Genomic DNA, 25,345 nt, shown 5'->3' on the forward strand with positions numbered 1-25,345 from the left:
ACATCGGCTGGGACCTGGGGCGGAACGTTGACAAACGCAAGATCGACCATTGGATGGGGGACGTGAACGCACGTGGTATGCAAAGCTTGCGATGAAAAGCGGAATATCTCTCTCTGGAGTTTCTCGTGGATAAGGATGCGTTGCAGCGGTTCCGTGAACCGGCCGCCTGGGCCCTCATCGGGGCTGCGGCTCTGCAGCTCCTGGCCGGTCTGGTGTACCTGCTGTTCGGTGAGTACAAATTCACCTATCGTGCGCTGAACGAAGCGCAAGGCCACGGGCTGTTCGCCAGCTTCACGCTGGCGGTGCTGGTGATCCTGGCAGTGCTGTTCGTCACCCGTGGGGACGGCCCGTCGCCGCAGGCCAAGACCGTCACGATGATAGGGCTCGGCCTGCTCGGGGCCGGGTTGCTCTTCGGTGTGATCTCCCTGCTGGCCGGGATGCTGGCCGGCAGTTCCGTGGTCAGCGGCGCCGGACTCGGCATCAAGCTGAGCGCGTTCCTGTACGAGGTCTCCAAGCTCGTGCTGACCGGGCTGGCCGGTTACTTCGCCTTCACGGTGTTCCAGACGCTCCAGCCGCCGAAGCCCGGCGCGCAGCCGGGCGGCCTCCAGCCCGGCTACCAGGCCTACGGCCAGCAGTACGGCTACCCGCAGCAGCCGGGCCAGCAGCCCGCCTACGACCCCCAGCAGTACGGGCAGCAGCAGTACCCGCAGGCGGGCTACGGTCAGCAGCAGTACGGCCAGCAGGCGGGCTACGGTCAGCAGTACCCTCAGCAGCAGCCCGGTCAGGGTGAGGCCGAGGGCGCGGCGGGCTGGACACAGGCCTACGGCGGCGCGGAGAACCCGCAGCAGACCTACGATCCGCAGGCCGGTCAGCAGCCTTCGCAGGGCCAGAACCCCGAGGGCAACGACCGCAACTGGTACGGCGGCGAACGCGGCTCGCAGTAATCACGGTTCCAGCCACGTCGCTATCACACCAAAACAGCCTCTTCATCCCCCCTGGAACTCGTTCCGCTTGACGGGCCGGGTCTATCACGCGTGTAATTTCATCGGTGTAGTTCTGCGCCTTCCCGGGGGATGGAGCTCGAGGGAAGGCATGACTTAGGGGCTCCAGGGGGCTAGGAGGTGCGCTGTGAGCGAGGTGCTCATCCCGCTGGCGCACGGCACAGAGGTTGAAGAGCCGGGCTGGCAGGAGCGCGCGTTGTGCGCGCAGACCGATCCGGAGGCGTTCTTTCCGGAGAAGGGCGGCTCGACTCGCGAGGCCAAGAAGGTGTGCCGCGCTTGTGAGGTGCGTGCGGAGTGCCTTGAATACGCACTTCAGCATGACGAGCGTTTCGGCATCTGGGGGGGATTGTCGGAACGGGAGCGGCGCAAGCTGAAACGGCAGGCCGTTTAGGGGGCTGCCGCGGGCTGTGAGCCCATCGATGGCGTGATAAAGCGGCGCTTCGCGTACAGTGGTCAGCCGTGCCGACCGGATGGGTCGGCACGGCTCACTACTCTTGACAGATCGAGCGGACCCTTGTCGCCTGCCCGTGACATCGCACGCTTGCAGCATGACCTTGATCGTCATGTCGTCACCGCGGTCCTCGTCAGCCATGACGGGGCGCGCTGGCTTCCGGAGACGTTGAAGGCGCTGCTCACCCAGACGCGGCCGGTACAGCGTCTGGTGGCCGTCGACACCGACAGCCAGGACCGTGGCCCGGCCGTGCTCACCGAGGTCGTCGGCGCGGGCAACCTGCTGTCCCTGCCGCGCACCAGCGGCTACGGCGAGGCCGTCGCCGAGGCGTTGCGGCACCCGGCCGCCTCCATCGCGGTGCCGAGCGACCGGCCCGCCTACGAGCGGGCCATGGAGCAGGAGGCCAGGGTCGAATGGGTCTGGCTGCTGCACGACGACTCCGCGCCCGCGCACGACGCGCTCGACCGGCTGCTCAACGCCGCCGAGAGCGATCCCCGCATCGGTGTCCTCGGCCCGAAGCTGCGTGACTGGGCCGACCGGCGGGTGCTGCTCGAGATCGGCGTCACCATCGACGGGTTCGGCCGCCGGGAGACCGGCGTGGAACGCCGCGAACTCGACCAGGGCCAGCACGACGGGCTGCGCGACGTCCTCGCGGTCAGCACCGCGGGCATGCTGGTCCGCCGCGACGTCTGGGACCAGCTCGGCGGCTTCGACGTCAACCTCGGCCTCTTCCGCGACGACCTCGACTTCGGCTGGCGGGCGCACGCCGAAGGCCACCGGGTGGTCGCGGTGACCGACGCGGTGGTCTTCCACGCCGAGGCCTCCGCCCGGCAGCAGCGCGCGCTGGGCGTGACCACCGACCACCCGCGCCGGCTCGACCGCCGCAACGCCCTGTTCGTCCTGCTCGCGAACCTGCCGTTGCGGGTGCTGCCGCGCGCGATCGTGCGCAACCTCGTCGGCGCGCTGATCCGGGCGCTGTCCCTGCTGATCACCAAGCGGCCCGCCGCGGCCAGGGACGAGTTGGCGGCCGTCGGTGATCTGCTGCGGGACCTGCCGCGGCTGCGCCGGGGCCGGGCCGCCCGCTCGCACAACCGCAAGCGCGTCTACCACAGCATCCGCCGGTTCATGGCGCGCCGGGTCGCGCTGCGCCGGGTGGGCGAGTGGATCGCCTCGCTGCTGTCCGGCGACTCCATCGGAGCCCATCACGGCCGGCCGGGCGAGGACGATCCGATCGTTCCCGAGAGCGGCCCGCTGCGCCGGTTCCTGAGCAGTCCCGGCGTGGTGTTCATGATGGCACTCACCGCGGTGACCCTCGTCGCGGAGCGTTCCCTGATCGCGACCGGCGGCCGGCTGGGCGGCGGGGCCCTGGTGCCCGCCTGGGGCGGCGCCACCGACCTGTGGGACCAGTACCTCTCCGGCTGGCATCCGACCGGCCTCGGCTCCAACGGCGGCTCCCCGCCCTACGTCGGCGTGCTGGCCCTGCTGTCGACCGTGCTGCTGGGCAAGCCGTGGCTGGCCGTGGCGCTGCTGCTGCTGGGCTGTGTGCCGCTGGCCGGGCTCACCGCCTACCTCGCGGCCCGCACGCTCGTCCCCGACACCTACAGCACCCTGTCCGAGCGCCGTACCCGCAACGGCCGCCGCATCCCCGCCGCGTACGTACGCGCCTGGCTGGCGAGCACGTACGCGCTGCTGCCGGTCGCCACCGGCGCAGTCAGCGGCGGGCGGCTGGGCACCGCGGTCGTGATCGTCCTGCTGCCGCTGATCGGGCTGCTGGTCGCCCGGATGCTCGGCGTGCCGCGTCCGCACTCCGCCCCGGCCGGTGAGACCAGGGCCCTGCGGGCCAGGCGCGCGCGCCGGGCGGCCTGGGGGGTGGGCCTGCTCCTCACGGTGGCGATGGCGTTCGCCCCGCTGACCTGGCTGCTCGCCCTGGTCATCGGCACCCTGGTGTGGGTCGCCTTCGCTCCCGGCGGCTCGGGCGCGGCGCGGCGGACCCCCGGCCGTGGCCTCGGCGTCGACCTGGCCATCGCGCTGGCGACCGCGCCGCTGTTGCTGCTGCCGTGGACCTTCGGCCTGCTCCTGCACCCGTCCAGGTTCCTGCTGGAGGCGGGGCTGCACCGGCCCGAGCTGGTGGACTCCCGGCTCCAGGCCAAGTCGATCTTCATGATGGATCCGGGCGGTCCGGGCACCCCGGTCTGGTGGGTCACGGCCGGGCTGGTGGCCGCCGGGCTGCTGGCGCTCCCGCTGCGCAGCCGGCGGACGGCCGTGCTCGCCGGCTGGATGCTGGCGCTGTTCGGCCTGCTCGGGGCGATCCTGGTGAGCGCCGCCACCGTCCGCAGCGGTGCCCTGGGGGCCGACTCCGCCCGCGCCTGGCCGAGCGTGGCGGTCCTCGTCGCGGCGGGGGGCCTGCTGCTGGCGGCGACGGCCGCCGTGCAGCGCGCCGCCGAGGTGCTGGCCGGCAAGGACTTCCTCTACCGCGCGGGCGGGGCGGTGGTCGCGCTCGCGGCGCTGTCCACGCCGCTGCTCGCGGCGGGGAGCTGGATCGTCACCGGCGTCCCGGGGCCGCTCCGCGAGGTCGGCCCCGACGTCGTCCCGGCCTTCATCGGGGCCACCGCCGGTGGCGCGATGCAGCCCCGGACGCTCGTCCTCGTGCAGGGCGCCGGCCGTCCCGCGGGCCAGGTCTCCTACACGGTGCTGCGCGGCTCGGCCCCCATGCTCGGCGACTCCGAGACCCCGACCTCCGGCGACGCCGCACGCCGCATGAAGACGCTGGTGGGGGAGCTCGCCGCCGGTCACGGTGACGGCCGGGCCCTGGCCCGCATGGGCATCCAGTTCGTCCTCGTCCCGCGGCCGGCGAAGGACCCGCTGACCCGCGTGATGGACGCGGCCCCGGACCTCACCCGGCTCAGCCGCACCAACGAGTTCGCGCTGTGGCGGCTGGTGCCGTCGGCCGGCCGGCTGATGCTCCTGGAAGGGCAGACGATCACTCCGCTGCCCGTCGGGGAGCGGGACGGCGCGGTGCGGATCCCGCCCGGCGGTCCCGCCCGCACGCTGCTGCTGGCCGAGCCCGCCGACGGCGGCTGGCAGGCCTCCCTCGACGGGTCCCCGATACGCTCGCGGGTCGTCGACGGCTGGGCCCAGGGCTACGACGTCCCGGCCGCGGGCGGCCGGTTCGAGCTCTCCCACGGCATGTGGTGGCGGCACTTCTGGCTGGTGGTGCAGGCCATCGGGCTCGCGGTCGTGGCGGTGCTGGCGCTGCCCGGTGGCCAGGTGGAGGAGGGCACCGGGGCGGCACTGGACGCGGTGCGCGGATGGCGCAGGCCACGGCGGGGCCGGCGGGGGGACGACCTCGCTCCGGCGGACGACGGCGAGGACGCCTCCGGCGACGGGACCGACGCCGCCGACGGGCCACCCGAGGCACTGCGGGCCGAGGGGATCGCCGGGACGAACGGCAAGACGACCGCGAAGCCGGCAGAGCCCGGCAAGGCGGACGACGGCACAGGCCGCGGTGACGGTGACGCCGAGAGCCCCACCGGTTCGCGGTCGCGCAAGGCGCGCTCCGGGCGCGGGCGCCGCCGGAAGTCCGGTGGCCGGGACGACGCCGCGACCGATCCGGTGAGCCCTTCGGGCGGATCCGGCCGGCCGGGTGCCGATGGGTCGTCCTCGAGCGGGTCGTATCCGGCCGGGTCGCCGCGTCGTGAGACCCGCCGCATCGGGCCGGGCTTCGGCGAACGGCCCCCCGGCGGGTCGGGATCCTACGAAGCGGGCTCGAGCGAGCCGGGCCTCGATCGAGATCTCAGCGGGCCGGGCTTCGGCGGCACGGGCTTCGGCGGGTCGGGTTTCAGCGGCTCGGGTTTCAGCGGGTCGAGTTTCGATGAACCGGGTTCCGGTGACCCGGGCTACACCGGGTCGGGTTTCACACCGGGCCCGAGCCTCGGAGCTCAGGACTCCGGTGAGTACCGCTCGAGCGAGCCGGCCGCCGGCGACCGGTATCGCGGCGGATCGGCCTGGAGCGATCCGGATCCCGGGCCATCCGGCTACGGCGACGCCGGGCTGAGCGATCCGGACCTCGGCGATCCCGGTCTGGCTGCGGACTCTGGCCCGACCGGTTTCGACGACCCCGGTCCGGCCGACCCGGAGCCCGGCGAGCCGGGTTTCGGTGATGCCGGTCTGGGCGACCCGCTGTCCGGCGGCTCGTGGTTCGGCGACACCGAGCCCGCCGACCTGGATCTCAGTGAGCCGGGTTTCAGTGAGCCGGACTACGGCGATCCAGGTCTCGGCGAGGCGGGTTCGGGTTCGGGTTCGGGTTCGACCGAGCCGGATCGTCATGAGCCGGGCTCCGGTGATCCGCTGCCCGGTACGCCGGCCGCCGGTGAGCCGGTGGGCCGCGCCGGGGATGAGGCGGCGCGCGGCCGCAGGTCCCGCGGTCCCGGAGACTCCAGCGAATCCAGCGAGGTGGGCGCGTGAACGTGCCGGGCTCGGTCCTGCGACTGCTCTCCCACCGCTACGGCGTCACGCTGCTGGTGCTCCTGGCGGTGCTCGCGCTGTACGGTGCGGCGGACTTCTCGCGGCCTGCCGGCACCGCACAGGCCGAGGGCGGCGGCCGCTCCCCGATCAGGTCCACCGTGGTGGCCTGCCCGGCTCCCGGCGGTGCCAGGCTGAGCGCGCTGTCGGCCCCTCCGCCGCCCTCGTCCGGCCGCAAGGAGGCCGCACCCCTCAGGGAGGGCCGGGTCGACCTGACCCAGACGCAGGGCGCCGCCCCGGTCGGCTCGGTCAACGTGCCGGGCACCGCGTGGTCCCAGGACGTCAAGACCGCCCAGGGCTCGTACACCCTGCGGGCGTCGGGCGCGCTGGCCGGCGGGTTCGAGGCGGAGCAGACGACGCTGGCCAAGAAGGGCGACGACCGGGGCCTGGCGGCGGTCCGCTGCGCCGATCCCGGCACCGACCTGTGGTTCCTCGGGCCGGGCCCGGCGGACGCCTCGCACCTCGACCTCTACCTCACCAACGTGGACGACCAGGCCGCCGCGGTGGACGCCTCGGCGCTGTCCGACGACGGGCCGCTGGACACCGCCGACGGCCGTGGCACCATCGTCGAACCGCACACCACCCGGGTCGTGCCCATCGGCGGCAGCCCGGAGGGGCTCGGCGTGATCGTGGCCCAGGCCCGGCTGCTGGCCCTGCACGTGCACGTCAACACCGGGCGGGTCGCGGCCTCCGTACGCGTGCGGATGGGCAAGGGCAAGGGCGTGGACTGGCTGCCCGTCACCGCGCCCGCCACGCCGCGGCTGGTCGTGCCCGGCGTACCGTCCGGGGCGGGCCGGCGGCAGCTGCTCATCGCGGTGCCCGGCGACGTCGACGCCCGGATCAAGATCCAGGTGATCACCCCGGCGGGGGCCTTCGCCCCGCAGGGGCAGGACACCCTGGACGCCCCCGCGGGCACGGTCACGCCGGTGGACCTCGAACGCGCGCTGTCCGGCAAGGCCGCCGCCGTCCGGCTCGTGGCGGACCAGCCCATCCTGGGCGGGCTGGTCGTGCAGCAGGGCGACGACGTGGCCTACGGTGCGGCGACGCCGCCTCTCGGCGGCGCGGCCGGGGAGTCCGGCGGGGCGGTCGCCGACAACCGCGACGTGTCCTCCGTGCTGCTGACCGCGCCGGACGGCCCGGCGACGGTGAAGCTGGTCGCCCTCACCGCCCAGGGCGCGGCGGCCAACCCGTACGTCGCCAGGGTCCCGGGCAACCGGACGCTGGAGGTACGGCTCGCCGCCCCGCCGGGGGCCACCGGCGGGTTCGGGGTGATGGTCCTTCCGCAGCCCGGGTCCGGTCCGGTCTACGCCTCCCGGGTGCTCACCATGAACAAGCTGATCACCATCGTGCCGGTCGTGCCAGCCCCCACCAGCGTGCGGTTCCCGCCGGTGGCCGACTCGCTGACCTCGCTGATCCCCTGAGGCGCCGTTACTCGTCGGGGGTGTCGTAGCTGGGGTCGATGGACTCGGGGGAGAGGCCGAGCAGGTCGGCGACCTCCTCGACCACGACGTCGCGGATCAGCCGGGCCAGGTCGCGTTCGTCGCCGCCGCCCCGGGCCTCCAGCGGGCGCCGGTAGATGACGATACGGGCGGCGTTGGTCCCGGCCGAAGGCCGCAGGCGGCCCAGCGGCACCGGCTCGGGCCCGCCGGTCCACGGCTCCGTGGGAGGCACTTCCTCGACCGCGAACTCGACCCCGGCCAGCTCCCGGCTCCATCGCTGCGCGACCCGGCGCACCTCGTCGGTGACCAGATCGTCGAAGCGCTCGGACCGGGACCGTGAGATCGGCACCTCCGGGGGCGCCAGCATGCCGCGGAGGCCGCGGCCCCGCCGGTCGCGCCGCCGGGTGCGTGGCCGGCCGTTCGATGGGCGACCGCCTCCGGCGTCTTGCCTGCTGCCCTCAGACAGGGTCCCACCTCCACTGCCGATGTGGGATCGCACTCTCTGAGCTTACAAGCCTGAGCGCTCGGGCACACCCCGGGCGGGTAACTTCAAGATCGTGCGAAGCCGGCCCGATCCGAGGACGATTCCCGGGGGGAGATCGCGCGACGTGATGGGGCCGCTGTGGGTGCTGAGACCCCCGGAGAGCACTGCTTTTTGTAACGGTCCGTGGCGAAAAAGTGCAGTAACGAGGACACGGTTGCCGAGATAGTGGCGGAGGGGCCGAGAGGGGGGTACGGTCGGCCATCGTGAGCCCCGTCCGCATTTGCTCCCGCACCGCCTGCAAGGAGCCCGCAGTCTTCACGCTCACCTATGTCTACCGTGACTCCACCGCGGTGCTCGGACCGCTCGCCGCGTACGTCGAACCGCACTGCTACGACCTGTGCGCCGACCATGCCGATCGCCTCACCGCCCCCATGGGCTGGGAGCTGGTGCGGTTGCCCGCCGAGCAGATCTCCGAGCCCAGCAGTGACGACCTCGAGGCGCTCGCGGACGCCGTGCGCGAGGCGGCCAAGCCCGTCGACCGGCAGGAGCCGGTCGGCCAGGGGGTGGAGGTCAGCCGCCGCGGGCACCTGCGGGTGCTGAAGTCCGCACCCCCGCTGCCCAAGCCGCCCCGCGAGCGCTGAGGCCGCCGTTCGAGTGGAGTGAACGCCATCAACAGGACCCGATAGGCTCGGGTGGCAAATGCGACACGGCGTGTGCCAGCGAGCGGGGAGTGCGGGTGGGCGACCTCACCAAGATCTTTAAGGCGTACGACGTCCGCGGAGTCGTGCCCGACGACTTCGACGAGGACATCGCCGAAGCCACCGGCGCCGCCTTCGTCCGGGTGACCGGGGCGACGGCGCTGGTCACCGCGCACGACATGCGGGCCTCGTCGGTGCCGCTGGCCCGGGCCTTCGCCCGCGGCGCGGCCGGCCAGGGCGCCGACGTGATCGAGGCCGGCCTCGGCTCCACCGACCTGCTCTACTACGCCAGCGGCAGCCTCGACCTGCCCGGGGTGATGTTCACGGCCAGCCACAACCCGGCTCGCTACAACGGGATGAAGCTGTGCCGGGCGGGCGCCAAGCCGATCGGCCAGCAGACCGGCCTGCTGGAGATCCGCGACCTCGTCGCCGCGGGTGTCCCCGCCTACCATGGCGCGCCCGGCACCATCACCGCCCGGGACCTGCTGTCCGGCTACGCCGCCCATCTCAGGACGCTCGTGGACCTGTCGGGGATCCGCCCGCTGAAGGTGGTCGTCGACGCCGGCAACGGCATGGGCGGGCACACCGTGCCCGCCGTGTTCGACGGTCTGCCGCTCGAGGTCGTGCCGCTCTATTTCGAGCTGGACGGCACCTTCCCCAACCACGAGGCCAACCCGATCGAGCCGGACAACCTGCGCGACCTGCAGGCCGCCGTGCTGAAGGAGGGCGCCGACCTGGGGCTGGCCTTCGACGGCGACGCCGACCGCTGCTTCGCCGTGGACGAGCGGGGCGAGATCGTCTCCCCGTCCGCGATCACCGCGCTGGTGGCCGTACGCGAGCTCGCCAAGCATCCGGGATCCGGGATCGTGCACAACCTGATCACCTCGCGCGCCGTACCAGAGATCATCAAGGAGCACGGCGGCACGCCCATCCGGACCCGGGTCGGCCACTCGTTCATCAAGCAGACGATGGCGGAGCAGGGCGCGGTCTTCGGCGGAGAGCACTCCGCGCACTTCTACTTCCGGGACTTCTGGTTCGCCGACTCCGGGATGCTGGCGGCGCTGCACCTGCTGGCCGCCCTCGGCGAGCAGGACGGGCCGCTGTCGGTGCTGCTGGGGGTCTACGACCGGTACGTCGCCTCGGGCGAGATCAACAGCGAGGTGGCCGACCAGGCCGCGGCCACCGAGAAGATCCGTGCCGCGTTCGCCGGCCGGGCCGGGGTCACCTTCGACGAGCTCGACGGCCTCACCGTCAGCGGCGCCGACTGGTGGTTCAACCTCCGGCCGTCCAACACCGAGCCGTTGCTGCGGCTCAACGCCGAGGCCGCCGACGAGCAGACGATGGCGGCCATCCGCGACGAGGTGCTCTCCACCGTCAGGGAGCCGGCCCCGTCGCCGGTCCGGTGACCGAACATGAACACACGTTGTAGACAGAGTGGGGGCGGACTCCTATGAAGATCGACTCATGGCTGCTGGAGATACTGGCCTGCCCGAACTGCCGGGGCGGCCTCGTCGCCGAGGGCGACGAGCTGGTCTGTGTCGGCGAGTGCAAGTACGCCTACCCGGTGCGGGACGGCATCCCGGTGCTCCTGGTGGACGAAGGCCGGAGACCGGAGAAGGGCGCCCCGGCCTCGTGATCGGGCCGGTGGCTTCCGGAGCGCGCGCATGAACCTCACCGTCCCGCTCGACGACCCCGCGGCGCTGGCCGCCGCCGATCCCGGGGAGATGCTGCGTCAGGTGGCCTCTGCCGCCGCGCAGGTCCGGCAGGCGCAGCTGGCGGCGGCCGAGGCCGGTCTGGCCCGGCTCGGTCACGAGGACCGTCCCCGTGCGGTCGTGGTCGCCGGCATGGGCGGATCCGGCATCTCCGGCGACGTGCTGGCGGCCGTCTGCGGCACCAGCTGCCCCGTGCCGGTCGTCACGGTCCGCGGGCACATGCTGCCCGGCTGGGTCGGGGTGCCCGATCTCGTCATCGCCGTGTCGTGCTCCGGTGGCACGGAGGAGACCCTCGCCGTCGCGGTCGAGGCGATCCGCCGCGGCTGCCGGCTGGTGTGCGTCGGTGCGCCGGACTCCCCGCTGGCCGGGATCGCGGCCCAGGGGCGGGCGCTGTTCATCCCGGTGCACTCGGTGGGGCAGCCGCGCGCCTGCCTGTGGGGGCTGACCGTCCCGCTGCTCCTGGTCGCCCGGGCGTTCGGGCTGGCCGACGTACCGGACGCGGCCCTGGAGGCCACGGCGACCCGGCTGGAGGACGTCAGCCACCGGTGCGGGCCCGCCAGGGAGACGTTCGTCAACCCCGGCAAGCAGCTGGCCGGCGAACTGGCCGGCTCGGTGCCCATGATCTGGGGGACGTCCCCGCTCGCCGGGGTCGCGGCCTACCGGTTCGCCTGCCAGCTCAACGAGAACGCCAAGTATCCGGCCGTGCACGGTGAACTCCCCGAGGCCGGTCACAACCAGATCGTCGCGCTGGACGGGTTCTTCGGCGGCGCCCGGGGCTCCTCCGGAGAGCAGGCCGCCGGGTCCGAGGAGGAAGACTTCTTCCGGGACCGCGCCGATGACAGCGACACCGGCCTGCACCTGATCCTGCTGCGCGACACCGAGGAGCACCCCCAGGTGGCCAAGCGCCGCGAGGTGTCGGAGGCGCTGGCCCGCGACCGCGGTGTGCCGGTCACCGAGCTCATGGCCGAGGGCGTACACCCCCTGGAGCGGATCGCCACGTTGATCGCTTTGGCCGACTATGCCACGGTTTACCTGGCGATCGCGTTGGGCGTCGACCCGACCCCGGTCGCAGCCATCCAGACGTTGAAGGCCAGGATCGTCTGACCCCCACCGCCGTGATCATGCAGTCGTTCGTCGATGGATTGCATGATCACGGGTGACATGTGAAAGGAAACATCGATGAGCGCCGAGGGCGGGACCAAGGCCATCATGGCCGCACTGGCGGCCAATCTGGGGATCGCGGTGGCGAAGTTCGTCGCGTTCGGATTCACCGGCTCCACCTCGATGATGGCCGAGGGTGTCCACTCCGTCGCCGACTCGGGCAACCAGGCGCTGCTCATCCTGGGCCGCAAGAGGTCGGAACGGGACCGTACGCCCGAGCACCCCTTCGGGTTCGGGCGGGAGCGCTTCTTCTACGCCTTCATCGTCGCCGTCGTGCTCTTCACCGTCGGCTCGCTGTTCTCGCTGTACGAGGGGTTCCACAAGTTCACCGACCCGCACCCGGTGGACGCGCCGGCCTGGGCCTTCGGCGTCCTGATCTTCGCCATCCTGCTGGAGAGCTACTCCTTCCGGACCGCGATCAAGGAGGCCGGCGAGCTGCGCAACGGGCGGTCATGGGTCGCGTTCATCCGCCGGGCCAAGGCCCCGGAGCTGCCGGTGGTGCTGCTGGAGGACCTGGCCGCGCTGCTCGGCCTGATCATCGCCCTGGTCGGAGTCGCGCTCGCCGTGATCACCGGGGACGGCGTCTGGGACGGCATCGGCTCGATGACCATCGGCGTCCTGCTGGGCGTCGTCGCGATCATCCTGGCCATCGAGACCAAGAGCCTGCTCATCGGTGAGGCGGCCGACCCGGAGGTCGAGCGCTCCATCCGGGCCGCCCTGGAGTCGGTCGACGAGGTCGATCACGTCATCGACCTCCGCACCCAGCACCTCGGCCCCGACGATCTCCTGATCGCGGCCAAGATCGCGGTCCACCACGACGACAGCGCGGCCCAGGTCGCCAAGGGAATCGACGCCGCCGAGGCCAGGATCCGCACCGCCGTCCCGATGGCCGGTCACATCTTCCTCGAGCCCGCGCTCGGAGATCCCGCCCGGGTCGCCCGGCAGGACCCCGCCACCCCGGAGCCCACGGCATAGGGCACTTCCGCAGCAGGACCCGGCGGCACAGGCCCGTCCCCGGGGCTCCGGGACCGGAGCGCCGGGACCGGAGCGCCGGGACCGGAGTGCCGGGACTCCTCAGCGGCCTCCCCCCGGCCTCAGCGCGGCCGGGGGGAGTTGGTCCAGGTGACGGCCCGGCGGGCGGGGAGCCGTCCGTTGAGCGACTCGTAGGCACCGACCGCCCAGAGGTAGTCCGTCGCGGCGATCCTGGTCAGGCTCCACACTCCGGACGCCGGAGCGGCCGTCCCGGCCGGGCCGGGCACCGGGGCGGTGGAGAGCTCCCAGTTGCGGCCGTCCCAGCGGGCGAAGAAGCCGCGGCCGTCCGGCCGTTCACCGGCCGCCCAGACCCCGCCGTGGCCGTCGCCCGTCACGCCGTAGAGCCGTCCGCGCGCCTCCGGAAGCGGCACCTCGCGCCACGACAGGCCGTCCCAGTGCTCGGCCAGCGGCCGGTCCGTCACCGGGCCGGCGGCGGAGCCCGTGCCCGGCGGGACGGTGGTGGAACCCACGGCCCAGACGTCGTCGTGGCCGAGCGCGACGACGTCGGACAGCATGGCCTCCCCGGCGAGGTCGGGGGCGGTGTACGGGGTCCAGCCCTGCCCGTCCCAGTGCAGCAGGAGCTGCCGGGCGGGGAACGAGCCCCGGCCGCCGACCGCCCACACGTCGTCGGGGGCCAGGGCGGACACCGCGGCCAGCGTGCTCGCCGTCCCCGGGCCGTCCGGGATGACGACCTGGCGCCAGATCAGGCCGTCCCAGTGCCAGGTGGTCGCCTGGGTGATCCCGGAGCCGGCGCTGCCCACGATCCACGCGTCGCCGGACGTACGGGCGTCGATCCCCCGGGGGAACGCGGGCGCCTGCCCGGGCACCATCACCGGCTGCCAGCCGTCTCCGTCCCAGTGCGCGGCCCGGGGGACGCCGCCGGGGCCGTACCCGATCGTCCAGGCGTCCCGGGGCGACGCGGCGGAGATCCCCTCGATCAGGGTGTCGGCCGGTACCGGCAGCTCCGTCTCCCGCCATCCGACGCCCGTCCAGCGCGCCAGCAGCGGCTCGCTGCCCCGGCTGCCCACCGCCCAGGCCACCTGGTACGAGGGGGCCGCCACGTCGCTCAGCGTGGTCTCGGCCGTGGACACGGCGGGGGTGCCGGGGGTGTTCAGCCGCACGTAGCGCCAGCAGCCGCAGTCCGCCGAGAGAGTGGGCATCGCGGTCGCGGTGAGCCCCAGGCCCACGGCGAGCATGAGGGCTCCCGGCAGCAGCAGCCGCCGGGCACGCCGCACGGCACCTCGCCGGCCCCGTGCCCGGGTGCCCGATGCTCGACCGCCAGGTGGTCCGTGCGTGGTGCGGCGCGCTGCCATGGTGAGACCCCCGAGTTCGTTCCCTCAGGAGGGTGACGCGCCCGGGGGCCGGTGGCGGGGCGGCCCGCCGAAGCCTGGCCGTTCGTTTGCCGACTCTTGCCCTACCGGTGGCCGCCGGCCGGGCGCTCCTTGATCACGGCGGGGCGGAGGTGCCCGGGGTGACCAACCCCGACTCGTAGGCCAGCACCACGGCCTGGGCGCGGTCGCGCAGGCCGAGCTTGGTGAAGACCCGGGCCACATGGGTCTTGACGGTGTGCTCGCTGACCACCAGGCGGGCGGCGATCTCCGCGTTGGACAGCCCGCTCGCGATCAGCACAAGGACCTCGGTCTCCCGGGCGGTCAGGCTGGCCAGCTCGGCCGGGGGCCGCGGCTGGTTGCGGCGCTGCCGGGTGAACTCGTGGATCAGCCGGCCGGTCACCTGCGGGGCCAGCAGCGAGTCGCCCCGGGCGACGACCCGGACCGCGGACACGAGCTCCTCGGCCGTGGCGTCCTTGAGCAGGAAGCCGCTGGCGCCCATGGCCAGCGCGTCGTAGACGTACTCGTCCACGTCGAAGGTGGTCAGCATCAGCACCCGGAGGGAGCCGGAGGCCGGCTGGGCCAGGATGCGGCGGGTCGCCTCGATGCCGTCCATGCCCGGCATCCGGATGTCCATGACCACCACGTCGGGGCGGTGCAGCGAGGCAAGGTGGACGGCCTCCCGGCCGTCGCCCGCCTCACCCACCACGGTGATGTCGGACTGCGCGGACAGCAGGGCGGCGAAACCGGCGCGTACGATCGTCTGATCGTCGACGATCAGCACTCGGATCACGGGCGGGGGTGCTCCTCACGTGCTCATTGGCGGCGGTTCGTCGCGCTTTGACGGCGTCGGCATCGCTCGTCGTCCGAGAGCTCGTTCCTCGCTCTCGGCTCCTCGCTCAGCCACCGCCGCGCTCCTCACTGAAGGGCAGCTCCGCCTCGACCATGAAGCCGCCCTCGGTGGCGGGCCCGGCGGAGAAGCGTCCGCCCAGCATCGTCGCACGCTCCCGCATGCCCAGCAGCCCATGGCCTCCTCCGGCCGAACGCGGATCCAGCACCAGGGTCTGGCCGTGCCCGTTGTCGCGCACCCGGACCGCCAGGCGATCGGGCAGGTAGACCAGCTCCACCCGCACGTTCGCGCCCGGAGCGTGCCGCCGGGCGTTGGTCAGCGACTCCTGGACGATCCGGTAGGCGGACAGCTCGATCGTCGCGGACAGGGTGCGCGGATCGCCCTGGACCGAGATCTCGGCGTTGCCGCCGGCTCCGCGGTGCTTCTCGATGAGCTCGGGCAGCCGGTCCAGGCGGGGCTGCGGGCTCACCTCCGCCTCGCCCTTCGCGTCGGCCCGCAGCACGCTGAGCAGCCGCCGCATCTCCACCAGGGCCTCCCGGGCGGTGCTGGCGATCTCCTGGTAGCCCTGGGCGGCCTCCGGGGAGATGTCGCGGACCGTGTACGGGGCCGTCTCGGCCTGCACCGCGATCATCGACACCGAATGGGCCACGACGTCGTGGAGTTCCCGGGCGATCCGGGCGCGCTCCCGGAGCACGGCCTGTTCACGCTGGACGGCGTTGAGCCGGGTCAGGGTCTCGGTCGTGCGTTCCTGCGCCTCCGCCTCCGTGCGCCCGGCGGTCTCGACGGCACGGCGGGCGTCGCCGAGCCCGATCGCCGCGATGATCGCGCTGATCGCGACCGGCCACGGGATGTCGTTGAGGCTGTTGGAGGCCAGGTAGACCACCAGGACGCTGGCCACCCCGGCCACCGCGAGCACGCCCGCGGCCTGCCGGGGCAGGTGCTGGCCCAGGACGTAGAGGGTGCAGAGCGCCGCGAACGCGACCGTGACCAGGAGCAGCTGGCCGGAGAGCATGGCGGCGGCGAAGGCGCCGAGGGCGACCGCCGCGACCGGGTACAGGAACTCCCGGCGCCAGACCAGCGGCAGCGTCGCGGCCACCGCGAACCCGCCGGCCAGGCTGAGCGGCGCCCTGGTGCGGGCGTACAGCTCGGCCAGCGCGGACAGGGTGAGCGCCACCCCGGTCAGCGGCGCGAACCACCACGAGCCAGCGAACTCCTTCCAGGCGTTGATCCACCGGGGCAGCGGGGCGGTGGTGCTCCCGGGGGCGTTCGGGGCCGGCGGCGGGGCGCCGTACGGCATCCCCTGGGGCACCTGCCGGGTGCCGTGCGGCCCCAGCGGCGGCCCGGGCGGGGCGTACGGGCTCGCGCCGGGCGCGCCGGGCGCGGTGGGGACCGCCGGGCGTCCGGACGTGCGGCCGTAGAGCCAGCCGCCGATGCGGGTGGCCGGCGGCCGCAGCAGCCGGCCGAGCCCGTGGAGCAGCCACAGCAGGATCTGGCCGACCCCGGCCACGATGCGGCCGGACAGCCGGAAGGCGTGGTGGGCGAGGCCCTGGCCCAGTGGCGGGGTGTCATTGCTGGTCACAGAACCATCTTGACCTTTCTCGTCGGCTTCTCACCTCACCGTGGGGTGCGATGCCGCGCGACGGTGTCCCCCTTAAGGACGACGCGCGTTCCCTCCTCCCGGGGGACGCCCCGCTGATCTGCGAGGACGTAACGTCATAGCTGTGACAACGGCGGTGTGCCTCCGCGAGCGTCGCGGGTGCCGAAGGCTGAGAGCCTACGGCGGTCCGGGGCAAGGGGGTCGGGAGGCACCCGCCCGTCACGCCACCGACCCGCCCGGTTCGGGAGCCGGGCGGGCAGGTGACCGAGAAACGTCCCTCGCCGGTTCGACCGGAGCCGTGTCTCCGTGGGAGCACGTACGGTCTTCGCCTGGGCTGGGGCTGGACGACCGGATCGGTCGGCCGGCGAGGGAGGACTCCGTCACCCGGGTCCCGGCGTCAGCGGCGGCGCAGTAGCCGCAGTGCCTTCTCCTTCTCGAAGTCCAGTGCCCGGGTGGGCGGCGCGGACAGTCGGCCGATGCGTTCGCCCAGCTCCTGGACGCGCATCCGTACCTCCGGCTCGGCCAGCACCCGCAGCCCGAAGGCCAGCTCCCCGGGGCTGATGTCGTACTTCTTCTCCAGTGCGAGCGCCAGCGCGACCGCGCGCAACTCGGCCTCGCCGAATCGCCGGTGCCCTCCGTGGTCGCCCCCGTGGTCGGCCGGCCCTCCCGCGCGCTCCCGGGTCGGCGGCAGCAGTCCCAGTGCCTCGCGGTAGCGGAGCATTCGAGGTGAGGTGCCGAGCCGTCGGGCGGCCTCCGTGATGCGCATGAGCTCAAGTATGGCGCAAAGCTAACAAATTAATGTCAGAAGCACCTGCCTGGCCGTGCATTGCGGTGATTCACCCACCTAGACTCGCTGACGAAGCCACGTCGAATCCGCCGCACGCGCCGTCCCCGGCGCCGATCGCGGCAGGGCGTTCGACGCGGCCGGACGGACCGACGGCGCGGCAGCAGGCCGCACGATATGGACCTCAGGAGCTACGAACCATGGATTACAAGGTCGCCGATCTGTCGCTGGCGGCGTTCGGTCGCAAGGAGATCAGGCTCGCCGAGCACGAGATGCCCGGGCTGATGGCCGTACGCAGGGAATTCGCCGACGCGCAGCCGTTGCGCGGCGCGAAGATCATGGGCTCGCTGCACATGACGATCCAGACCGCCGTGCTGATCGAGACGCTGGTCGCGCTCGGTGCCGACGTCCGCTGGGTCAGCTGCAACATCTTCTCCACCCAGGACCACGCCGCCGCCGCGGTCGTCGTCGGCAAGGACGGCACCGAGGACGCCCCCGCGGGCGTGCCCGTCTTCGCCTGGAAGGGCGAGACGCTGGAGGAGTACTGGTGGTGCACCGACCAGGCGCTGGCCTGGCCGGACGGCAGCGGTCCCAACATGATCCTCGACGACGGCGGCGACGCCACGATGCTCGTGCACAAGGGCGCCGAGTACGAGAAGGCCGGCGCGGTCCCCTCGGCGAGCGAGGACGACCCCGAGGAGTGGCACGTCGTCCTCGCCACCCTGCGCCGCACGATCGAGGCCAGGCCGGGCCGGTGGACCGCGGCCGCCGCTGAGATCAAGGGCGTCACCGAGGAGACCACCACCGGTGTGCACCGCCTGTACGAGATGCACAAGAACGGCACGCTCGCCTTCCCGGCGATCAACGTCAACGACTCGGTGACCAAGTCGAAGTTCGACAACAAGTACGGCTGCCGGCACTCGGTCATCGACGGCCTCAACCGCGCCACCGACGTGCTCATCGGCGGCAAGGTCGCCCTCGTGGCCGGCTACGGCGACGTGGGCAAGGGCTGTGCCGACGCGCTGCGCGGCCAGGGCGCCCGGGTCATCGTCACCGAGATCGACCCGATCTGCGCGCTGCAGGCCGCGATGGACGGCTTCCAGGTCTCCACCCTGGACGACGTCGTGTCGAGCGTGGACATCTTCGTCTCCACGACCGGCAACTTCAACATCATCACGGCCGAGCACATGAGCCGGATGAAGCACCAGGCCATCGTCAGCAACATCGGCCACTTCGACAACGAGATCGACATGGCCGGTCTCGCGAAGGTCCCCGGCATCGTCAAGAACAACATCAAGCCGCAGGTCGACGAGTGGGTCTTCCCCGACGGCCACTCGATCCTGGTGCTGGCCGAGGGCCGGCTGATGAACCTGGGCTGCGCCACCGGCCACCCCTCGTTCGTGATGTCGAACTCCTTCACCAACCAGGTCATCGCGCAGATCGAGCTGTTCACCAAGACCGAGCAGTACCCGGTCGGCGTCTACGTGCTGCCCAAGCACCTCGACGAGAAGGTCGCCCGGCTGCACCTCGACGCGCTGGGCGTGAAGCTCACCACGCTCACCAAGGTGCAGGCCGAGTACATCGGCGTGGACGTCGAGGGTCCCTACAAGCCCGAGCACTACCGGTACTGAGCGACCGGACGCCGACCGAGGCCGTGACGAGTCCCGTCCCCGGCCCCCTCCGTGATCATGCAATCGATCGACGACCGATTGCATGATCACGGAGGTCGGGATGGTTCCGGGGAAGGCTTCAGGGAGGTGACGATGAGCGACATAGCCGATGCCTCGCTGGCGTACGGCGGGGTGAAGCGGATCGAGTGGGCGGACCGGGCCATGCCGGTGCTGCGCCAGATCAGGGAACGCTTCGCCGCGGACCTTCCGCTGAGCGGGTTCAAGATCGCCGCCTGCATGCACGTGACGACCGAGACCGCCAACCTGATCCGGGCCCTGCAGGCGGGCGGCGCCACCGTGGCGCTGGCGGCCTCCAACCCGCTGTCCACCCAGGACGACACCGCCGCCGCCCTCGTGCACGAGTACGGCGCCACCGTCTACGCGCGGTCCGGCATCGACCGGGAAGGCTATTACCGGCACATCCAGCAGGCCCTGGCGATCGAGCCTGATCTCGTCCTGGACGACGGCTGCGACCTGGTCAACGTCCTGCACACCGAGCGCATCGACCTGCTCGGCGGTGTGAAGGCGGGCTGCGAGGAGACCACGACCGGGGTCATCCGGCTGCACCAGATGGCCCGCGAGGGCGCGCTGAAGTTCCCCATGGTCGCGGTCAACGACACCGACACCAAGCACATGTTCGACAACCGCTACGGCACCGGGCAGTCCACGCTCGACGGCATCATCCGGGCGACCAACCTGCTGCTGGCGGGCAAGACGATCGTCATCGCCGGTTTCGGCTACTGCGGCCGGGGGCTGGCGGAGCGGGCCCGCGGGCTGGGCGCCCGGGTGGTCATCACCGAGATCGACCCGGTGAAGGCCCTCGACGCGCTGCTCCAGGGCTTCTCGGTGCTGCCGATGGCCGAGGCCGCCGCGCAGGGGGACGTGTTCATCACCGTCACCGGCAACCGTGACGTCATCACCGGCGACCACTTCGCCCGGATGAAGGACGGGGCGATCCTGGCCAACTCCGGTCACTTCGACGTGGAGATCGACGTCCGGGGACTGCAGGAGCTCGCCGTCGAGGCGCACCACGGCGTCCGGCCCTTCGCCGACGAGTACGTCCTGGCCGACGGCCGCCGCCTGGTCCTGCTGGCCGAGGGCCGGCTGGTCAACCTGGCCGCCGCCGAAGGCCACCCGGCGGCTGTCATGGACATGTCCTTCGCCGACCAGGCGCTCACCTGCGCGTGGCTCGCGACGGCGCACGGCACCCTCGACCCCGGGGTCTACGACGTGCCGGCCGAGATCGACGGGGAGGTGGCGCGGCTCAAGCTGGCCTCCATGGCGGTCGAGATCGACACCCTCACCGCGGACCAGGAGGACTATCTCTCCTCCTGGCGGCACGGCTCCTGAGCCGGTGCCCCGCGGGACGTACCTCCACCTCGAGGACGGAGCGGAAGAGCGGTTCCAGTGCGCTCCCGGCCCGGCCGGCTGGCGGTACGTCTCCGATCGCCCGGACGGCCCGCACACCGACCTCACCGTGGACAGCCGGTGGTGCCCGGTCAGGCTGGAGCTGCGCACCCGGGAGTGGCTGGTCCGGGGCGGGCTGACCGGCCCGGAGCTGCTGTGGCTGCGCTCACCCGCCGGGTCCGGGGCGGCGCCGCTGGACGCGCCCGGCACCACCGAGCACGTCGCGCGGGCCGCGGGCTTCCTCGGCGACTCCCCGGCGTTCCTGGTGGCGGTGGCCAGATCCCTCCGGCTGGAGCCGGGCGGGCAGGCGGAGGTACGGCTGGTCCAGGTGACCGGCCCGCAGCTGGCGGCGCTCACGGTGACGCAGCGCTGGCGACTGGCCGGGACCACCCGGCACGACACCGACCTCGGGCCGCTGCCGGTCGAGCGTTACGAGGTCGCCGACCTGGCCACCGGGGAGGTCGTCGCGGTGCATCTCGCCGGTGACGTCGTCCTCGCGGCTCCGGGCATCGAGCTCACCGACCTCCAGAGCCCGCCCACCCTGGGCTGAGCCCGCGCGGACCGCGCCGGCAAGATCTCCGCACGGCGGGCCGCTGCACGACCACGCGGGGCGCAACCATCGTGGCCGTGCAGCGGGGACTTCCCGGGCGGAGACGCCGAGGCGGGTCGCCGTCTCCGCCCGGTGACCGGCGCGGAGGGTTCGAGGCCGTCGCCGCCGGCGGGGCCGGGAAGGCGCCACCGGCGAGGACGCGGACGCCCCAGATGTCCCCGGGCACTGGCCGATCAAACATGAGAAACGCTCGGATACGACGGACTGAGCCGTGCCGGCGGGGCCGTACTGCGGGAAGCCGCCGCCGGACGACCGGGATCGGCGATCCCGGATCAGTGGCCGAGGGGCCCGCCAGGAGGCTGCTGCGGAGGACGGGGTGCGAGCACCTGCTCGTAGGGGCCGCGCCCGTACTGCGGAGGCGGCAGGAACCGCGGCTGCCCCGGGCCGGGCGGGCTGAACGGCGGTGGCGCGGGCGGCCGGTTCGCCGGCGGCGGCTGCGGTGCCCGGCCGGCGACGGCCATCATGGGCACCGGCTGGGGGCCGTACGCCGCGGCGCCGCCCCAGGCGAACGCGTTCCGGCGGCCCCGGCGCTGGGCCAGCCGCCATTCCTCACGGTGCCGGCGCTCGGCCAGCACCGCCGAGAGCAGGATCTCCGGGCGTACGCCCGGGGGCGGCGGCGGGCTCACGCGGGCCACGACCTGGTCCACCAGGCGCTGGCCCATGGCGTCCCGGACCTCGGGCAGCAGCTCCCAGAAGCGCAGGAGGTACTGCCGCGAGGTCAGCGCCAGCCCGTCGGAGATCTGCGACAGCTCGAGCGAGTGCGCCCAGCCGGCCAGCTGCGGCGGCATGACCGCCACCGGGCCCAGCAGCGCCGAGGCGGGCACCCGGTCCTGGATGACGATCGTGCCCGCGAACAGGTCGCCGAGCCGCTTGCCCTGCCGGTTGAACAGCGACGCGATGAGCGCGGGCGACCCGAAGAGCGCCCAGATCTCCAGCACCGCCGACAGCGCGCGGACCAGCGCCTGGCGGAACCGGATGGGCCCGCCGTCGTCGCTGACCACCCGCAGGCCGAGGGCCATCTTGCCGAGCGTGCGGCCCCGGCTGAGCGTCTCGCAGGCCGTCGGATAGCCGACCAGGATCACCACCGTGCCGAGGATGCCGAAACCGATGCCCCAGGCCTCGTCCAGCGCCGCGGTCATCGCGGTCAGGATGCTGGCGAAGTAGAGCAGCGCGTACTGGAAGAGGACGTCGAGGAAGAGGGCGATCCCTCGGCTGGGCAGCCGTGCCACCCGGAGGTCGAGGGCCACGGCCTCACCGGTGACGAGTTCGGCCACGGCGCTCCTGCTCTCTGGCGGCCCGGAAAGGGCCTGCGGTCGGTGCGGGTTTTCGGTGGTCCTGATTCTGTACGGTCCAGTTTGCCGGGTCGGTGGCCGGGAGCGCTAATCTCAGGCGGTGGACGTCGATGCCTTTGTGGCCGCACATCACACCGAATGGTCGCGTCTCGAGCGGCTCATCAACCGTAGCCGGAAGCTGACCGGTGCCGAGGTCGATGAGCTGATCGAGCTGTATCAGCGGACGGCCACCCATCTGTCCGTGGTGCGGTCGAGCTCGCCGGACCCGGTGCTCGTCGGCCGGCTGTCGTCGCTGGTCGCCCGCGGCAGGGCGGCGGTGACCGGTGCGCAAGCCCCGCTGTGGCGGGACTCCACCCGGTTCATCACGGTGACCTTCCCGGCCGCCGCCTACCGGATGCGCTGGTGGTGGCTGGGCAACGCGGCGGTGTCGATCGCGGTGGCGGCGATCATCGCCGTCTGGGTCGTCCGCAATCCCGACGTCCAGGCGTCGATCGGTGCCCCCAGTCAGATCCGCCGGCTCGTCGAGCACGACTTCGCGAACTACTACACCGAGCACGACGCGGCGGCGTTCGCGTTCCAGGTCTGGGTCAACAACTTCTGGGTCTCGGCGCTGGCCCTGATCGGCGGCATCACGCTCGGCATCTTCACGCTGTTCGCGCTCTGGCAGAACACACTGAACCTCGGCGTGACCGCCGGGCTGATGTTCGCCTACGGCAAGGGCGACATCTTCTTCGGCCTGATCCTGCCGCACGGCCTGCTCGAGTTGAGCGCGGTCTTCCTGGCCTGCGGTACGGGACTGAAACTCGGCTGGACGATCATCGACCCCGGCGGCCGGCCGCGCGCCCGGGCCCTGGCCGAGGAGGGCCGGGCGCTGGTGAGCATCGCCATCGGGCTGGTCGCGGTGCTGCTGATCTCCGGTGCCATCGAGGGCTTCGTCACCGGCTACGTCAGCATCACCTGGCTGCGCATCGGCATCGGGGTCGTCGCCGAGGCGGCCTTCCTCACCTACGTGTTCGTCCTCGGACGCCGGGCCGTCAAACGGGGCGAGACCGCCGACGACGGCATCACCCCCGACGTGGCCCCGATAGCCGCCTGACGACCCGTCCGGGAACCGTCACCGCACGTGCGCGTCTCCGCCGAGCAGTTCCGCCACTTCGTCGACAGCGCGCCACCCGCCGCCATGGAGGGAGTGCCTCTCAAAAAGCATTGCCGTGACCACATCTACGCGGCCGCGTTATCGGTCGGGCGGGGTGGTGTGCTGTGACCGCCTCTGTGGTCGTACCCGGCTTCGAGGGTGGGGTGGTCGGTTTCTGCGTGGCTGCGGATTGTTGGTGGGGCGGGGTGGTGTGTTGTGATCACCTCCGTGGTCGTACCTGGCCTCGAGGGTGGGGGGGTCGGTTTCTGCGTGGCTGCGGATTGTTGGTGGGGCGGGGTGATGTGCCGTGACCGCCTCCGTGGCCGTACCCGGCTTCGAAGGTGGGGGGGTCGGCCTCTGCGTGGCTGCGGATTGTTGGTGGGGCGGGGTGGTGTGTTGTGACCGCCTTTGTGGTCGTACCTGGGCTCGAGGGTGGGGGGGTCGGCTTCTGCGTGGCTGCGGATTGTTGGTGGGGCGGGGTGATGTGCCGTGACCGCCTCCGTGGCCGTACCCGGCCTCGAACGTGTGACGGGTCGCCTGGGACGGAGCCTGCTCGTGGGCCTCGACCGGGTGGTCTCGCCGTAGACGGTGACGGCCCCTGTAGGGCGGTGGTCCTCGCAAGGATGTTCTAGGCGATCGAGGAATCCGGTACGTGCGTGATCATGGAGGCGTCTACGTGCGTGGCCACCGGAGGCGTTGATGGCCGCATTGAGACTGTGGCCAGTGCCGGTGGCGTTATCCCGCCACAGCAGCACGAGGGCGCGGGCGGCGGGTCGGCGCCGTCCCGGGGGAGAGACACGACGAACAACACCCTGGCCTGCTACCTCCGCCAAACGGCCCGGCTCATCGCCCCCGATTCGTCACCCGGACCACCAGGGCCGCCTCCGGGTGGTCAGGGCAAAGCATTTTGTGAGGTAACCCCGCCTCAGAAGGCACGCGTGAACATGGCCGCACCTGACCTGGTCCGAGATGACGGCACCTGGCGAATGCACGGCCCCAGCGGCCTCAGCGGTGTGGCGCTCGTTCGGTGTCAGCCAGGCCGGTGCCGCTGTCCTCAGGGGCTCGGGAATTCGGGTGTCGCCAGGCGCCTTGGGGCCATGCGGTGGGGCGTCGCATGACCCCAAGGGGAGACATGTCAGCGGTCGAGGTCGCCGCTCTTGATCTGGGCCAGCAGGCCGGCGAACTGCGCGCCGGTCAGCCGGAGGTCTCCGGCACCGGGGTGCTTGGAGTCGCGGACCCCGGTGAGCCCGGCGGCCAGCCGCGCCACCTCGACGCACGCCTCGTCATTGACCCCGCCGCTGTGGGAGCTCTTGCGCCAGTGCACCATCACTCGATGGCCTCCAATCGCCGTTCGATCAGGACGCGCGAGGCGTCGTCGGATGCCGCCCTCTGCCCGATCAGGTCGAAGTCGAGCCGGAAGGCCGCGACCTCACCCGGCATCTCGATCAGCCGACCGCCCCGTGCCGCTCCAGCGTAGGCAATATCGCGGGAATCGATGCTGATGATCCGGAAGACCCCGTCCAGCCCGGGATGTGCCCCCGCCGACCTCGGGATGATGCGGATGGAGATGTGCGGTCGCCGCACCAGCTCCAGCAGGTGACGGAGCTGGGCCCGCATGACCCGGGGGCCGCCGATGCAGTCGTCCAGGACCCTCTCGTCCAGCAGGGCCCAGACGAACGGGCTGTCCCGCCGACCGAGGATCGCCTTCTGCCGGTCCATGCGCGCCTTGAGCGTGGCTTCGAGATCCTTGACATTGCTCGCCATCAGCAGCGCGCGTGCGTAGTCCTCGGTCTGGAACGGCGGCGGGATGATCTGGCCCTGGTAAATCCTGATCACCAGGGCGGCGGCTTCGTACTCCGTGACGGATTGGGCCCAGTTGGGGTCGTGGCCATTTCTGGCATACCACAGTAAAAGCTCGAAAAGCCCACCTGTGCGATAGCGCTTGTCGATGATTTTCGCTTGGTTCTCATCCAGCTTCCGCCGCCCGGCCTCGACGTTGGAAACAGTCGAGCGGGCGGCATTGATGATGTTCCCCCACTGGGCCAGCGACAGGTCGTGCTTCTCCCGCTCCCACCTGAGCAGGTAGGCGAGCAGATGCCAGTGGGACAGCTTGGGGTCGAGGGGGTCGCGGACGATCGCCATGAGGCCTCCTGTGTATCCAGTTGGTCCGGGT

General features: G+C 72.3%; 21 protein-coding genes. 13 read left to right on the forward strand and 8 right to left on the reverse strand.

Features of this window, described 5'->3' with window-relative positions; all coding sequences use genetic code 11:
- Positions 1–125: 125 nt before the first annotated feature.
- The 4 genes from ACRYCC_RS02430 to ACRYCC_RS02445 all read left to right on the forward strand — a co-directional run bounded on the left by ACRYCC_RS02430 (position 126) and on the right by ACRYCC_RS02445 (position 7,394).
- Complete coding sequence (locus tag ACRYCC_RS02430; protein WP_433808192.1) at positions 126–944, forward strand: hypothetical protein; 819 nt, start codon at positions 126–128, stop codon at positions 942–944.
- Between the two features lie 184 nt (positions 945–1,128).
- Positions 1,129–1,392 (forward strand): WhiB family transcriptional regulator, encoded by a 264-nt coding sequence (locus tag ACRYCC_RS02435; RefSeq protein WP_433808194.1) that lies wholly within the window; start codon positions 1,129–1,131, stop codon positions 1,390–1,392.
- A gap of 150 nt (positions 1,393–1,542) precedes the next feature.
- Positions 1,543–5,916 carry a glycosyltransferase gene (locus ACRYCC_RS02440; RefSeq protein ID WP_433808196.1) on the forward strand — a complete coding sequence of 1,458 codons (4,374 nt, stop codon included), beginning with the start codon at positions 1,543–1,545 and terminating at the stop codon, positions 5,914–5,916.
- Positions 5,913–7,394: a DUF5719 family protein gene (locus ACRYCC_RS02445; protein ID WP_433808198.1), complete on the forward strand. Its 1,482-nt coding sequence runs from the start codon at positions 5,913–5,915 to the stop codon at positions 7,392–7,394. Before ACRYCC_RS02440 ends, ACRYCC_RS02445 begins: the two co-directional genes overlap by 4 nt.
- A 7-nt stretch (positions 7,395–7,401) precedes the next feature.
- Here the strand turns inward: ACRYCC_RS02445 and ACRYCC_RS02450 are convergent, their stop codons facing one another.
- Complete coding sequence (locus ACRYCC_RS02450; protein ID WP_433808200.1) at positions 7,402–7,779, reverse strand: metallopeptidase family protein; 378 nt, start codon at positions 7,777–7,779, stop codon at positions 7,402–7,404.
- Positions 7,780–8,159: 380 nt separating this feature from the next.
- On the opposite strand from ACRYCC_RS02450, the gene ACRYCC_RS02455 reads away from it, so the two are divergent.
- The 5 genes from ACRYCC_RS02455 to ACRYCC_RS02475 all read left to right on the forward strand — a co-directional run bounded on the left by ACRYCC_RS02455 (position 8,160) and on the right by ACRYCC_RS02475 (position 12,442).
- The gene (locus ACRYCC_RS02455) at positions 8,160–8,537 is read left to right on the forward strand and encodes a DUF3499 domain-containing protein (protein WP_433808202.1); all 378 of its coding nucleotides are present in this window, start codon (positions 8,160–8,162) and stop codon (positions 8,535–8,537) included.
- Between the two features lie 95 nt (positions 8,538–8,632).
- Complete coding sequence (locus ACRYCC_RS02460; RefSeq protein ID WP_433808204.1) at positions 8,633–10,000, forward strand: phosphomannomutase/phosphoglucomutase; 1,368 nt, start codon at positions 8,633–8,635, stop codon at positions 9,998–10,000.
- 44 nt (positions 10,001–10,044) lie between these two features.
- A complete protein-coding gene (locus ACRYCC_RS02465; protein WP_433808206.1) occupies positions 10,045–10,230 on the forward strand; it encodes a Trm112 family protein in 186 nt (61 codons plus the stop codon).
- Positions 10,231–10,258: 28 nt separating this feature from the next.
- Positions 10,259–11,410, forward strand: a complete 1,152-nt coding sequence (locus tag ACRYCC_RS02470; RefSeq protein WP_433808208.1) for an SIS domain-containing protein — start codon at positions 10,259–10,261, stop codon at positions 11,408–11,410.
- Positions 11,411–11,485: 75 nt separating this feature from the next.
- Positions 11,486–12,442, forward strand: a complete 957-nt coding sequence (locus ACRYCC_RS02475) for a cation diffusion facilitator family transporter (protein ID WP_433808210.1) — start codon at positions 11,486–11,488, stop codon at positions 12,440–12,442.
- Between the two features lie 119 nt (positions 12,443–12,561).
- Here ACRYCC_RS02475 and ACRYCC_RS02480 read toward each other — a convergent pair whose 3' ends face one another.
- From ACRYCC_RS02480 to ACRYCC_RS02495, 4 genes are all read right to left on the reverse strand, one after another.
- Positions 12,562–13,734 (reverse strand): hypothetical protein, encoded by a 1,173-nt coding sequence (locus ACRYCC_RS02480; RefSeq protein ID WP_433808212.1) that lies wholly within the window; start codon positions 13,732–13,734, stop codon positions 12,562–12,564.
- Between the two features lie 211 nt (positions 13,735–13,945).
- A complete protein-coding gene (locus ACRYCC_RS02485; RefSeq protein WP_433808214.1) occupies positions 13,946–14,620 on the reverse strand; it encodes a response regulator in 675 nt (224 codons plus the stop codon).
- 106 nt (positions 14,621–14,726) lie between these two features.
- Positions 14,727–16,256 (reverse strand): sensor histidine kinase, encoded by a 1,530-nt coding sequence (locus ACRYCC_RS02490; protein ID WP_433808216.1) that lies wholly within the window; start codon positions 16,254–16,256, stop codon positions 14,727–14,729.
- A 415-nt stretch (positions 16,257–16,671) separates the two neighbouring features.
- Positions 16,672–17,040 (reverse strand): MerR family DNA-binding transcriptional regulator, encoded by a 369-nt coding sequence (locus ACRYCC_RS02495; protein WP_433808218.1) that lies wholly within the window; start codon positions 17,038–17,040, stop codon positions 16,672–16,674.
- A 218-nt stretch (positions 17,041–17,258) separates the two neighbouring features.
- Here ACRYCC_RS02495 and ahcY (ACRYCC_RS02500) point away from each other — a divergent pair, with 218 nt between their 5' ends.
- The 3 genes from ahcY (ACRYCC_RS02500) to ACRYCC_RS02510 all read left to right on the forward strand — a co-directional run bounded on the left by ahcY (ACRYCC_RS02500) (position 17,259) and on the right by ACRYCC_RS02510 (position 20,685).
- Complete coding sequence (gene ahcY / locus ACRYCC_RS02500) at positions 17,259–18,689, forward strand: adenosylhomocysteinase (protein WP_433808220.1); 1,431 nt, start codon at positions 17,259–17,261, stop codon at positions 18,687–18,689.
- Positions 18,690–18,821: 132 nt separating this feature from the next.
- Positions 18,822–20,078 carry an adenosylhomocysteinase gene (gene ahcY / locus ACRYCC_RS02505; protein WP_433808222.1) on the forward strand — a complete coding sequence of 419 codons (1,257 nt, stop codon included), beginning with the start codon at positions 18,822–18,824 and terminating at the stop codon, positions 20,076–20,078.
- A 4-nt stretch (positions 20,079–20,082) separates the two neighbouring features.
- Positions 20,083–20,685, forward strand: a complete 603-nt coding sequence (locus ACRYCC_RS02510) for a hypothetical protein (protein ID WP_433808224.1) — start codon at positions 20,083–20,085, stop codon at positions 20,683–20,685.
- 332 nt (positions 20,686–21,017) lie between these two features.
- Here ACRYCC_RS02510 and ACRYCC_RS02515 read toward each other — a convergent pair whose 3' ends face one another.
- Positions 21,018–22,019, reverse strand: a complete 1,002-nt coding sequence (locus tag ACRYCC_RS02515) for an RDD family protein (RefSeq protein WP_433808226.1) — start codon at positions 22,017–22,019, stop codon at positions 21,018–21,020.
- A 118-nt stretch (positions 22,020–22,137) separates the two neighbouring features.
- Between ACRYCC_RS02515 and ACRYCC_RS02520 the strand changes: the two genes are divergently transcribed.
- Positions 22,138–23,133 (forward strand): stage II sporulation protein M, encoded by a 996-nt coding sequence (locus ACRYCC_RS02520; protein WP_433808228.1) that lies wholly within the window; start codon positions 22,138–22,140, stop codon positions 23,131–23,133.
- Positions 23,134–24,307: 1,174 nt separating this feature from the next.
- On the opposite strand, the gene ACRYCC_RS02525 is transcribed toward ACRYCC_RS02520, so the two are convergent.
- On the reverse strand, positions 24,308–24,499 hold the full coding sequence (locus ACRYCC_RS02525; RefSeq protein ID WP_433809899.1) for a DUF397 domain-containing protein: 192 nt from the start codon (positions 24,497–24,499) through the stop codon (positions 24,308–24,310).
- Positions 24,499–25,314 carry a helix-turn-helix domain-containing protein gene (locus tag ACRYCC_RS02530; protein ID WP_433808230.1) on the reverse strand — a complete coding sequence of 272 codons (816 nt, stop codon included), beginning with the start codon at positions 25,312–25,314 and terminating at the stop codon, positions 24,499–24,501. Before ACRYCC_RS02530 ends, ACRYCC_RS02525 begins: the two co-directional genes overlap by 1 nt.
- Positions 25,315–25,345 lie beyond the last annotated feature (31 nt).

The organism is Actinomadura scrupuli (assembly GCF_050971785.1).
In the GTDB taxonomy this organism is placed as follows: Bacteria; Actinomycetota; Actinomycetes; order Streptosporangiales; family Streptosporangiaceae; genus Actinomadura_E; species Actinomadura_E scrupuli.